A 12,209-nucleotide genomic window follows, 5' to 3' on the forward strand; every position below is an offset into this window, starting at 1 on the left:
TCCAGGGACGTTGAGGTGGCATCGAGCTCAATCCAGCACGTACGGCAAGCCGGTGGCACACGCAGAAACTGGTCAGAACCCGACGGTAGGGGCCGTGGGTCTGGCAGTAAATGCGTAATTGCCTGAAAACTCGTAGGAAAAGTCGACACGTCCTATGCCACTGCAGTCATCCGCAGCGGAATTGGCTGTAGGCAAATTCCTGACTTCCCGGCAGCTAAAGCAAGGGCGACGTCATGAACGTCGCCCTTGCAATGGCTTAATTGCTGACGCTGACGCCGTAGAAGGAATTCAAGCCGAATGGGCTGATCTTGAAGTCCTGCACGTTGGCGCGCATGGGTTGATACACCGTCGAGTGAGCGATAGGTGTCATTGGGACTGCATCTTTGAGGACGTGTTGCGCCTGTTTGTACAGTTCGGTGCGCTTGCCCTGGTCGGTCGTGCGCTTGGCTTCCTTGACGAGGCCGTCGAACTTCTTGTCGCACCACTTGGAGAAGTTGTTGCCGCTGAGCGAGTCGCAGCCGAACAGCACGTTCAGCCAGTTGTCCGGGTCACCATTGTCACCGCTCCAGCCAATGATCATGGCTTGGTTCTCGCCACCTTTGGAGCGCTTGATGTACTCGCCCCATTCGTAGCTGGTGATCTTCACTTTCAAGCCGATCTTGGCCCAGTCGGACTGGAGCATTTCAGCCATCAGTTTGGCGTTCGGGTTGTACGGACGCTGCACCGGCATCGCCCACAGCACGATCTCGGTACCTTCCTTGACGCCGGCTTCCTTGAGCAGCTGTTTGGCTTTCTCAGGGTCGTACTTGGCGTCCTTGATGGTGGTGTCGTAGGACCACTGGGTCGGCGGCATGGCGTTGACGGCCAGCTGGCCGGCGCCCTGGTAAACCGAATCGATGATCTGCGGCTTGTTCACCGCCATGTCCAGCGCCTGACGCACGCGCAGGTCAGCCAATGGGTTCGCTTCGTTGCTGCCCTTGACCTTGTCCATCACGTTGTAGGCGATGTAGCCCAGGTTGAAACCGGCCTGGTCAGGCATCTTCAGGGTCTTGTCGGCCTTGAGCGCTGCGAGATCCGCCGGACGCGGGAACAGGGTGACCTGGCATTCGTTCTTTTTCAGTTTCTGGATACGCACCGACGGGTCGGTGGTGATGGCGAAGATCAGGTTGTCGATCTTCACGTCATCCGGCTTCCAGTAGTCCTTGTTGCCGGTGTAACGGATGTTCGAGTCTTTCTGGTAGCTCTTGAACACGAACGGGCCAGTGCCGATCGGCTTCTGGTTGATGTCGGCAGCCTTGCCGTCTTTCAGCAGTTGGGCAGCGTACTCGGCGGACTGGATCGAGGCGAAGCTCATGGCCATGTTCTGGATGAACGCGGCGTCAACTTCTTTCAGCGTGAACTTGACGGTGTGGTCGTCGACTTTATCGATCTTGGTGATGTTGGTGTCCATCCCCATGTCGGTGAAGTACGGGAATTCGGTCGGGTACGCCTTACGGAACGGGTCATCCTTGTTAATCATGCGATTGAAGGTGAACAGCACGTCGTCGGCGTTGAACTCACGAGTCGGCTTGAAATACGGGGTGGTGTGGAACTTGACGCCTTCACGCAGGTGGAAGGTGTAAGTCAGGCCGTCCGGGGAAATGTCCCAGCTGGTGGCCAGGCCCGGGATAACGGCGGTGCCGCCACGCTCGAACTGGCTCAGACGGTTGAACATGGTTTCGGCTGAGGCGTCGAAGTCGGTTCCGGTGGTGTACTGGCCTGGATCAAAACCGGCCGGGCTCCCTTCGGAGCAGAACACCAGGTTAGTCGCAGCGGATGCGAAAGGTGCGGAGGCTAACAAGCCTGCGCCGACTAAAAACGGAATGACCGCGTGTTTAAGCATGTTGGCCTCATGATTTGTTGTCATTTTTTAATAGTGAGGTACGACCTCGTGAGTCGTGCCTGCGGATACTTATGCAGGGGCCATACCCAATGCAAGATCCAGAGTGTGAGCGAGCGTTAAACGGTGGCACGTACGTACCTTAATGTCGCATCTGTGTAACTTTTGACGCATTTGACCGTTTGCGAGTGGTTTTTACGGTGCAAACGAAGCCCCAAAACGGTGCGCTGGTCACGTTGTGCGCGCCGCGTTGGGGCTCGGTGTTACTTATTTATACCCACGCCGTAGAAGGGGGTAAGACCGAACGGGCTGATTTTGAAGTCGGTCACTTCCTTGCGCAGCGGCTGGAACACCGTCGAGTTGGCAATCGGCGTGATCGGCACCTGCTGTTTAAGGATCAGTTGCGCCTGTTGATACAGTTTTACCCGTTGCGCCTTGTCGGTGGTCACTTTGGCCTGCTGCACCAGTTTGTCGTAGGCCGGGTCGCACCACTTGGCGTAGTTGCTGCCTTTCACCGCCGCGCAGCTGTAGAGCACGCCGAGCCAGTTGTCCGGGTCGCCGTTGTCACCGGTCCAACCATAGATCATCGCGTCGTGTTCGCCATTTTTCGCACGCTTGATGTACTCGCCCCATTCGTAGCTGACGATGTTGGCCTTGATGCCGATTTTCTCCCAATCCTGCTGGATCATCTGTGCCGACATGCGCGCATTCGGGTTTGAAGCGCGCTGCACCGTCATCGCCCAAAGGTTGATGGTTGTACCCGGTGCAACCCCTGCTTCTTTCAGTAGCACCCGGGCTTTGACCGGGTCGTAAGGGGCGTCTTTGATGGTCGGGTCATAGGACCATTGCGCAGGCGGCAGGGCGTTCTGCGCCAACTGGCCGGCACTCTGGTAAACGGCTTTGATGATCGCCGGTTTGTCGATGGCCATGTCCAGTGCCTGGCGGACCTTGAGCTGGTCCAGTGGCGGATGAGTGGTGTTGTAAGCGAGGAAGCCGAGGTTGAAACCGGCCTGCTTGAGCACGCGCAGGTTCGGGTCTTTCTCCATGACCTCGATGTCGGCCGGGCGCGGGTAGCCGCTGACCTGGCATTCGCCGGCCTTGAGTTTCTGCAGGCGTACGGCGGCGTCCGGGGTGATCGAGAAGATCAGGTTGTCGATCTTCACGTCTTCCGGTTTCCAGTAAGTCGGGTTGGCGGCGTAGCGGATCTGCGAGTCTTTCTGGTAGCGCTTGAATACAAACGGGCCGGTGCCCACCGGTTTCTGGTTGAGGTCGGCGGCTTTGCCTTCCTTCAACAGTTGCGCGGCGTATTCGGCCGATTGCACCGAGGCGAAGCTCATGGCGAGGTTTTGCACGAATGCGGCGTCGACGTTGTTGAGGTTGAAGCGCACGGTCTGGTCGTCGATTTTTTCCACCGATTTGATCGTGGTGTTCAGGCCCATGTCGGTGAAGTACGGGGATTCGGCGGGGTAGGCCTTGCGGAAGGTGTTGTTCGGGTCGAGCAGGCGCTGGAAGGTGAACAGTACGTCGTCGGCGTTGAAATCGCGGGTCGGGGTGAAGTATTCCGTTGTGTGGAATTTCACTCCTTGCCGTAGGTGGAACGTGTACTGGAGGCCGTCCGGGCTTACGTCCCAGTTGGTTGCCAGGCCGGGTTCGATGTCGGTGCCGCCGCGCTGGAATTGGGTGAGGCGGTTGAAGACGGTTTCGGCTGAGGCGTCGAAGTCGGTGCCGCTGGTGTATTGGCTGGGGTCGAAGCCTGACGGGCTGGCTTCGGAGCAGTAGACCAAGGTGGTGGCTGCGTTTGCGATCGGGGCTATGGCTGTCAGTGCGAGGGTGATTAGTAGTGGTTTCAGGGTGAATCTTTCCATGGAGTCCCCGGGATTTGGAGGTGGTTGTTTTTTCAGGTTAGCGGGGATTTGGGTGTGTTCGGAAATATCGTTTTTCCTGTTGGGGTGTCTATCTCGGTATATCTGGGCTGTGGGTACATATCCGTTGCTGCGGTAATGGCGGCTTGGGGTTCCGCCCTGACGGCGGGTCACTTTGGCAAAAGCCCCAAAGTAACCAAAGGGCTTTACCCTGACGTTCGGCCCTCGCCTAGGCTCGGGTTCCTTCGCTCCGGGATTCATCCGGGGGCAGCGCCTACGGTTTGCTTCGCTGCACCTCCTCTCGCTGTGTTTGGCTGCGCCAAACGGTCGCTGCGCTCCCACCCCCGGATAAATCCCTCCACTCAGCCTGCCGACGGGCCCTCAGATCAAAAGCGGTACTCGAGCTAACGCTCATCGCGTGAGTGGTGAAAAGCGGGTGCGGCGACTGGCTAGGTGATGGCGGCCTGACAGCCGACCGATCTCTAACTGCCTGCACGCCATCCACTGTGGGAGCGGGCTTGCTCGCGAAGAGGCCCGTCCAGTCACCCAATAACCTGGCTTGTTTAAAGTCGTTTCAAATAACCAGAACCTTCCCACAAGGTTTTCAGGTTGTCCCTCGGACGCCAGCTCTCTAGCCTTGAACTGTCGCTGAAAACTCAGCGATCGGGTGTGAGAACCCGCAGGAACTGTTAATCCACAATCAGTACCACCATAATTGCCGCCGGCATTTCTGCTGCTGCAATGTTCTATGGCGGCTGTGTGCGGGCGGGCTTCGGTCCGGCCGGGCTTGTTCCTACCGGTTTCTCACCCCGCACATTGCTGCCACCACTCCGCCGCGTGAGAAACGGCGAGTGAATGGCTATTGACCAGGAACGCTAACAATGTCCAAACCCGTCCCAGATCCACCGCTCGAACCCACAACCCCACTCGCCGAAGCCCTCCACGCTGAAGACCTCGCGAAAAACCGCGAAGCGATCAAGCGCGCCCTCGACTTCTACCTCAGCCCCGAAGCCACAAAACCGCGTCCACCCAGTTCGATGTTCCTCGTCCATCCGGGCATCGACACTGAAAGCCTGCTGGCCCACGCCTGTGAATCCTTGGCCTCGGCCAACACCATGGCCAGTGATTTCGCCGATCAGCTCAGTCGTCCGCAGCGTAATACGGCGCTGGCGATTCAGCAGATCATTATGCTGGCCGAGTTGGCGGTGAATCGGGCGCTGGATCGGGTGGATCCGCAGACCTGAGACCGCGTTATCGTTCATCGCGAGCAGGCTCACTCCTACAGGGGAACGCATTCCAAATTGTAGGAGTGAGCCTGCTCGCGATGGCGGCGGAACATTCACCACAAAATCCAGGCACAAAAAAACCGGCGATCATTCACTGATCGCCGGTTTCTCATTCAGCCCACATCAATTCACTGCATCAGCACTTCAATCGAGCCATCGGCGGTAAGGCTGACCTGGCTGGTGCCGGCTTCAACTTCCGGAGTGACCGGTGCCGAATCCGCCATGCCGGCGGCTTTCATCATCATCGGGGCGCGCATGTAGGGTTGTGGGTAGCCGTTGCTGTTGAGGTTCAGGTTGACGATTTTGTAGCCCTTGCCGCCCAGTGCATCGGTGGCCAGTTGCGCGCGGGCCTTGAAGGCGCTGACGGCTTCCTTGAGCAGTTGGTCTTCGCTGGCCTTGCGGGTCGGCTCGGCAATGGCGAAGTCCATGCCGCCCATTTTCAGGTCGGTCAGCAGCTCGCCGGTGAGTTTGGACAGCGCGGCGAAGTCGGCGCTTTCCAGGCGCAATTCGGCGCGTTCACGCCAGCCGGTGATTTTCTGGCCCTTGGTGTCGTAGATCGGGTAGCTGTTGCGGCTGCCCTGGCGCAGGGTGATGTCTTTGACTTGCTTGGCCTGGGCCAGTGCCTTGTTCATGGTGGTGCTGACGTCGGCGGCGAGTTTGGCCGGGTCGGTGTTTTGCGCTTCGGTATAGAGCGTCACGATCATCAGGTCGCGGGCCACTTCCTGGCTGACTTCGGCGCGCAGGGAGATCTGGTTGTAGTGCAACTCATCGGCGGCCAGCGCCGGAAGGCTGGCGACACTGCCGACGGTCAGGGCGAGAAGGGCGGCGCTGCGGCGAAAGGTGTGCATGAAGGCTCCTTGAATAATGCGCAGGTATTGGTTCGTCCCTGCGTGAAACCATCAGACTCTAGCTTCTGCGATCCGGTTCGCCCAGTTACAACTTCTATACAGATGTCATGTCTGCACTTATTCCATGAGCGAATGAGATTTTTGTGGCGAGGGAGCTTGCTCCCGCTCGGCTGCGCAGCAGTCGTAAAACCAGCAATTGCGGTCTTTCAGTCAGACTGCATTTGCCGGGATTGGGCCTGCTTCGCAGTCCAGCGGGAGCAAGCTCCCTCGCCACAGTCGACCTCGGACAGCCATGTGAGGTAGCCGATTTTTCTGGCAACGCCATGTGGTCATTTGCCGCACTTTCGCCTCTCAAAGGCGCGGCTTGGTTATACTCCGTGCGATCCGCCTGGAGCGCTCATCAGGAGAGCTCATGCTCGCCCCCGTACAACTGACTTCCGCCACTCGCCAGAACCTCTGGCGGCTGACTTTCATTCGCACCCTGGTGCTCGCCGCGCAGGCCGGCTCCGTTGGCCTGGCCTACTGGCTGCAACTGCTGCCGTTGCCGTGGGTGCAACTGGCGATGACCCTTGGCTGCTCGATTCTGCTGTGCGTGTTCACTGCCGTGCGACTGCGTACGTCGTGGCCGGTGACCGAACTCGAATATGCGCTGCAACTGGCCTGCGATCTGGTGATCCACAGTGCGTTGCTGTATTTCTCCGGCGGTTCGACCAACCCGTTCGTTTCCTATTACCTGGTGCCGCTGACCATCGCGGCGGTGACGCTGCCGTGGCGTTACTCGGTGATTCTGTCCGGTATCGCGCTGGCGCTGTACACCGTGATGCTCACGCGTTTCTACCCGCTGGAAACCCTGCCGGTGGCCCGCGAGAACCTGCAGATCTACGGCATGTGGCTGAGCTTCGCGCTGGCCGCTGCGGTGATCACGTTTTTCGCCGCGCGGATGGCGGAAGAGCTGCGTCGTCAGGAAGAATTGCGCGCGATTCGTCGCGAAGAAGGCTTGCGCGATCAGCAATTGCTCGCCGTCGCCACTCAGGCGGCCGGCGCAGCGCATGAACTTGGCACGCCGCTGGCGACCATGAGCGTATTGCTCAAGGAAATGCAGCAGGATCATCCCGACGCGATGCTGCAGGACGACCTCAAGGTGCTGCAGGACCAGGTCAAACTCTGTAAAGAAACCCTGCAGCAACTGGTGCGCGCCGCCGAAGCCAACCGCCGTATGGCGGTAGAGATGCAGGACGTCACCCAATGGCTCGACGAAGCGCTGAACCGCTGGCACCTGATGCGTCCGGAAGCCAGTTATCGCTTCCAGCGTCTCGGCCAGGGCACCGTGCCGCGCATGGCGCCGCCACCGGATCTGACCCAGGCGCTGCTCAACCTGCTGAACAACGCCGCCGACGCTTGCCCGGAAAATCTCCAGGTGACGCTGGACTGGGACGCGGAAACCGTGACCATCAGCATTCGTGACCACGGCGCCGGTGTGCCGCTGGCCATCGCCGAGCAGATCGGCAAACCGTTTTTTACCACCAAGGGCAAAGGTTTCGGCCTGGGCCTGTTTTTGAGCAAGGCCAGCGTGACACGCGCCGGCGGCTCAGTGAAACTCTATAGTCATGAGGAAGGCGGCACGCTCACCGAGCTGCGTCTGCCCCACGGCGCCCGAGGAGACCAACATGAGTGACGAAATCCAAGTCGAAGGCGAAGAACTGCCGCATTTGCTGCTGGTCGACGACGACGCGACCTTCACCCGAGTAATGGCCCGTGCCATGGCTCGTCGTGGCTTTCGCGTCAGCACCGCAGGTTCCGCCGAAGAAGGCCTGACCATCGCCCAGGCTGACCTGCCGGACTACGCCGCGCTGGACCTGAAAATGGACGGCGACTCCGGCCTGGTGCTGCTGCCCAAGCTGCTGGAGCTGGACCCGGAAATGCGCGTGGTGATCCTCACCGGTTATTCGAGCATTGCCACCGCGGTCGAAGCGATCAAGCGCGGCGCCTGCAACTACCTGTGCAAACCGGCCGACGCCGACGACGTACTGGCCGCGCTGCTCTCCGAGCACGCCGACCTCGACAGCCTGGTGCCGGAAAACCCGATGTCGGTTGACCGTCTGCAATGGGAGCACATCCAGCGCGTGCTGACCGAACACGAAGGCAACATCTCTGCGACTGCCCGCGCACTGGGCATGCACCGCCGCACCCTGCAGCGCAAACTGCAGAAGCGCCCGGTTCGTCGTTGAAAGGTTTGCTGGCCAAATGAGCTGGATTGAATGAAACAGGCGCTACCCTGCATTCGGGTAGCGCCTGGGTTCAAGCTACGACCGTGAAGAACATTTTTGGCGATGAGTATTTTTTTCCACCCAGAGTCGCTTCGCATTGCGCGTAGAGATCCTGCCTTAGCCAGCTTTCCACGGTAGCTTTTGATACCGGGAGAATGAGCTCGTTGTTTTTACTGCCTTTCTGCTCGGATTTCTTTTCGGAGGCATATCCGATCCAGGCAAGATGGATATCAACCTTGGGGTTATCGGAACTGAATTTGACTGTGATCCCCAAATCACTCACCTCACTGATAGACAGTTTGCCATTCCTGATCGAATCGCTGGTTGGAGCATTAAGCGGGTTTTCTACTTTGTTCATGACCAATTCCTTTCGTTGTCAGAGGGGTAACCTGCTCTCCTGATTCACAGCGAATTCCTTGCAGGAGGCCAGCCCAGTTGATCAGCCTGAATCGCCCCCCTCTACTGTCAACTCTGACAGTCCCGATGAACGGTACGTGCGCTCGCGGCGATACTGAACCCCCCATGAATCTGAACAATCCCTGAATGAGCCAGTCCCACTCTGGCGATAAAACGCACCGATCATCTATGATCGGTGCGTATCTGTTCTTTTCTTTATCGAGCCTTTTTCATGAATCAGAACGCTGAATATTCCGCGGTCAACGATGCTGTGCGCGGGCAGTTTTTTCGCAAGGTGTGGGCGATCATCACGCCTTACTGGCGCAGCGAAGAGAAGGGCAAGGCCTGGACGTTGCTGATTGCGGTGATCGCGCTCTCGCTGCTGAGCGTGGGCATCTCGGTGTGGTTCAACACCTGGTACAAGGATTTCTACAACGCCCTGCAAAAGAAGGATGAGGCGGCGTTCTGGCGCTTGATTCTGTATTTCTGCGGCATTGCAGCGGTGGCGATTGTCGGTGCCGTGTACCGGCTGTATCTGACCCAGATGCTGACGATTCGCTGGCGGGCGTGGCTCACCGAAAAGCATTTCTCCCGTTGGCTCGCCGACAAGAATTACTACCAGCTGGAGCAGGGCGGTTACACCGATAACCCGGATCAGCGGATTTCCGAAGACCTCAACAACTTCACTTCCAACACCCTTGAGTTGGGGATCGGCCTGCTGCGCAATATCGTCAGTCTGGTGTCGTTCTCGATCATTTTGTGGGGCGTGTCAGGCAGCATCGAAGTCTATGGCATCACCATTCCCGGCTACATGTTCTGGTGCGTGCTGGTCTACGCCGTCGTGGGCAGCTGGCTGACGCATTTGATCGGTCGTCGCCTGATCGGCCTGAACAATCAACAACAACGTTTCGAAGCCGACCTGCGTTTTTCCATGGTGCGGATTCGTGAAAATGCCGAGAGTATCGCGTTGTACAACGGCGAGCCGAACGAGAATCGCCGCTTGAGCAACCGTTTCGGCATGGTCTGGCATAACTTCTGGGACATCATGAAAGTGTCCAAGCGCCTGACATTTTTTACCGCCGGTTACAGCCAGGCGGCGATCATCTTCCCGTTTATCGTTGCGTCGCCGCGTTACCTCGCCGGCAAGATCGAACTCGGTGAGCTGATGCAGATCAGCTCGGCGTTCGGCAATGTTCAGGAGAGTTTCAGCTGGTTTATCAGCGCCTACCAGAGCCTCGCATCCTGGCGTGCCACCTGTGATCGTCTGCTGAGTTTCCGTCAGGCCATGACCGATAACGAACAGCGCCGCCCAGCCATCGATGTGCAGAATCAGGGCAGTGAATTGCAAGTGCACAACCTCGGTCTGGATCTGGCTGATGGTCGTCATCTGCTGACCAATGCCGACATGACAGTCGAGCCGGGTGAGCGTGTAATGCTCAGCGGCCGATCCGGCAGCGGCAAGTCGACATTGCTGCGAGCGATGGGACACCTGTGGCCAGCGGGGCACGGCAACATCCGGCTGCCGGCGGCGCGTTACCTGTTCCTGCCGCAGAAACCTTACCTGCCGATCGGCACCTTGCGCGAGGCCTTGAGTTATCCACAGCCGAGTGAGACCTACGCGCCTGAGCGTTATGCCGAAGTGCTGGAAATCTGCCGTCTGCCGCATCTGGTTGCGCGTCTGGACGAAGCCAATCACTGGCAGCGCATGCTGTCGCCGGGTGAACAGCAACGTCTTGCCTTCGCCCGCGCCATGCTTTACGCACCGCAATGGCTGTATATGGACGAAGCGACGTCGGCGATGGATGAAGAGGATGAGGCAACGTTGTATCAGGCGCTTATCGATCAGCTGCCGGGCCTGAGCATTGTCAGCGTTGGCCATCGCAGCAGCCTCAAGCGTTTCCACCCGCGGCATGTGCGGATCGACAGCGGGCATCTGGTGGAGCAGGCCGTGACCGCGTGATCACCACAACCCCCTGTGGGAGCGGGCTTGCTCGCGAAGGCGTCCCTTCAGTCGACAAATCGGTTGCCTGACACACCGCCTTCGCGAGCAAGCCCGCTCCCACATGGCGTAATGTGAGGCGGGATGTGATCGTACAACCCGCGTGCGCTATGATGCCTACCAAGCCGAATTTTCGAGACCAGACGTTGACCATGGAAAACCCGATCGACACTCCACGCCTCCCACGCAAGCGCCGCAGCCTGGCTCAGGAGCTGGTGACGGTGCTGACCGAGCAGATCCGCGACGGTCTGCTCAAGCGCGGCGACAAATTGCCCACCGAGTCGGCGATCATGCAGGAGCATGGCGTCAGCCGCACCGTGGTGCGCGAGGCGATCTCCCGCTTGCAGGCCGCAGGCCAGGTGGAAACCCGCCACGGCATCGGCACCTTCGTGCTCGACACGCCGAGCCCCAGCGGTTTCCGCATCGACCCGGCCACGGTCGTCACCCTGCGTGATGTGCTGGCGATTCTCGAATTGCGCATCAGCCTGGAAGTGGAGTCCGCCGGCCTCGCCGCGCAACGCCGCAGCCCCGAGCAACTGGCGACCATGCGTGCCGCCCTCGATGCGCTGAACGACAGCGTGGCCCACGCCAGCGATGCGGTAGCTTCGGACTTTGCCTTCCACCTGGAAATCGCCCTGTCCACCGGCAACCGCTATTTCACCGACATCATGACCCACCTTGGCACCAGCATCATTCCGCGTACGCGGCTGAATTCGGCGCGCCTGGCCCATGATGATCAGCAGCACTACATGAACCGCCTGAGCCGCGAGCACGAGGAAATCTACGATGCGATTGCCCGTCAGGATTCCGATGCGGCGCGAGCGGCAATGCGTCTGCACTTGACCAACAGCCGCGAAAGACTGCGCCAGGCCCATGAAGAGGCGCAGGCGCAGGGGTGAGGTTGAATCAGTGTTTAAGCTCGATTGACAGTGGCGTTGAAAGCTTTTGGTTGCCCGCACTTTCGAGGGAGTACTGCAATACGGCGTTCGTTCCAGCATTGAGCATTCTTTCAAACGTCGCTTTCGGGATTGACAATACAGTCGGCTTTCCGATGGTGGTATCAGTCAGTACGGTCTTTGTATCCCATTCCAGGAAGCCGTCCGAGTGACTCACTGTCAGTTTGATCGTGTCCCCAGAGACTGCGTTTGGAAGCACGGGCACTTCTCCATGGGCGGGATCAATCAGGTTATGAACGTAGAGCACCCCATTGATCGCTTCTTGAAGCGAAGGGGCCGGCAGCATTTTTACAGCGAAGCTTTTGTCTTTCATGTTCAAGATCCTTTTGGTCGTCCAGGCCGATATCGGCACGACCTGATTAATGTCTTGATCGCGAAAGCAAAGCACCTGTAAGAAATACCAGTCTCGACGAACGGTAAGCCGCTGATTCATGCAACGACACAGCGCTTTCGCGAGCAAGCCCGCTCCCACATTTGAAATGCATTCCAACGTGGGAGCGGGCTTGCTCGCGAAGGGGCCGGTGAGTTCAGCGCGGCAATATTGAGCGATCCACCCTCACTGCCAGTTGCGCTTTCCCCGGCCTGGCAGTAAACGCCACCAAACCGTCCTCATCCACAATCCCCCGCGCAATTGGCTTGCCATCCGCCAGCAACTCCAGCGGTGCACCTTGCAGCGACTGCCCCGACGCCAGTTCCAGTTTCAATGTGATCGTCAT

General features: G+C 58.8%; 11 protein-coding genes. 5 read left to right on the forward strand and 6 right to left on the reverse strand.

What is annotated here, in order from left to right:
- Positions 1-256: 256 nt before the first annotated feature.
- Together AC1RBR_RS04310 and AC1RBR_RS04315 are read right to left on the reverse strand one after the other, a co-directional pair.
- Positions 257-1,882, reverse strand: coding sequence for an ABC transporter substrate-binding protein (locus AC1RBR_RS04310; RefSeq protein ID WP_095139467.1), 1,626 nt, complete (start codon positions 1,880-1,882; stop codon positions 257-259).
- A gap of 260 nt (positions 1,883-2,142) precedes the next feature.
- On the reverse strand, positions 2,143-3,744 hold the full coding sequence (locus AC1RBR_RS04315; protein WP_492563148.1) for an ABC transporter substrate-binding protein: 1,602 nt from the start codon (positions 3,742-3,744) through the stop codon (positions 2,143-2,145).
- Between the two features lie 878 nt (positions 3,745-4,622).
- On the opposite strand from AC1RBR_RS04315, the gene AC1RBR_RS04320 reads away from it, so the two are divergent.
- Positions 4,623-4,985: a DUF6124 family protein gene (locus AC1RBR_RS04320; RefSeq protein WP_346651058.1), complete on the forward strand. Its 363-nt coding sequence runs from the start codon at positions 4,623-4,625 to the stop codon at positions 4,983-4,985.
- 170 nt (positions 4,986-5,155) lie between these two features.
- Here the strand turns inward: AC1RBR_RS04320 and AC1RBR_RS04325 are convergent, their stop codons facing one another.
- Positions 5,156-5,875 (reverse strand): SIMPL domain-containing protein, encoded by a 720-nt coding sequence (locus AC1RBR_RS04325; RefSeq protein WP_064585955.1) that lies wholly within the window; start codon positions 5,873-5,875, stop codon positions 5,156-5,158.
- A 412-nt stretch (positions 5,876-6,287) separates the two neighbouring features.
- Here AC1RBR_RS04325 and AC1RBR_RS04330 point away from each other — a divergent pair, with 412 nt between their 5' ends.
- Both AC1RBR_RS04330 and AC1RBR_RS04335 read left to right on the forward strand, forming a co-directional pair.
- A complete protein-coding gene (locus AC1RBR_RS04330) occupies positions 6,288-7,550 on the forward strand; it encodes an ATP-binding protein (RefSeq protein WP_027610820.1) in 1,263 nt (420 codons plus the stop codon).
- Positions 7,543-8,103 carry a response regulator transcription factor gene (locus AC1RBR_RS04335; RefSeq protein ID WP_003221630.1) on the forward strand — a complete coding sequence of 187 codons (561 nt, stop codon included), beginning with the start codon at positions 7,543-7,545 and terminating at the stop codon, positions 8,101-8,103. The genes AC1RBR_RS04330 and AC1RBR_RS04335 overlap by 8 nt, the downstream gene beginning before the upstream one ends.
- A 70-nt stretch (positions 8,104-8,173) precedes the next feature.
- Here the strand turns inward: AC1RBR_RS04335 and AC1RBR_RS04340 are convergent, their stop codons facing one another.
- Positions 8,174-8,500, reverse strand: coding sequence for a hypothetical protein (locus AC1RBR_RS04340; RefSeq protein ID WP_492563150.1), 327 nt, complete (start codon positions 8,498-8,500; stop codon positions 8,174-8,176).
- Between the two features lie 270 nt (positions 8,501-8,770).
- On the opposite strand from AC1RBR_RS04340, the gene AC1RBR_RS04345 reads away from it, so the two are divergent.
- Positions 8,771-10,498 carry an ABC transporter ATP-binding protein/permease gene (locus tag AC1RBR_RS04345; protein WP_095139473.1) on the forward strand — a complete coding sequence of 576 codons (1,728 nt, stop codon included), beginning with the start codon at positions 8,771-8,773 and terminating at the stop codon, positions 10,496-10,498.
- Between the two features lie 191 nt (positions 10,499-10,689).
- Positions 10,690-11,436, forward strand: coding sequence for a FadR/GntR family transcriptional regulator (locus AC1RBR_RS04350; RefSeq protein ID WP_177325602.1), 747 nt, complete (start codon positions 10,690-10,692; stop codon positions 11,434-11,436).
- A gap of 7 nt (positions 11,437-11,443) precedes the next feature.
- Here AC1RBR_RS04350 and AC1RBR_RS04355 read toward each other — a convergent pair whose 3' ends face one another.
- Both AC1RBR_RS04355 and AC1RBR_RS04360 read right to left on the reverse strand, forming a co-directional pair.
- Positions 11,444-11,806, reverse strand: a complete 363-nt coding sequence (locus AC1RBR_RS04355) for a hypothetical protein (RefSeq protein ID WP_492563152.1) — start codon at positions 11,804-11,806, stop codon at positions 11,444-11,446.
- A gap of 214 nt (positions 11,807-12,020) precedes the next feature.
- On the reverse strand, positions 12,021-12,209 hold the full coding sequence (locus AC1RBR_RS04360; protein ID WP_480404583.1) for a hypothetical protein: 189 nt from the start codon (positions 12,207-12,209) through the stop codon (positions 12,021-12,023).

The sequence above is a fragment of the Pseudomonas sp. GW823-FHT01D03 genome (assembly GCF_058798255.1).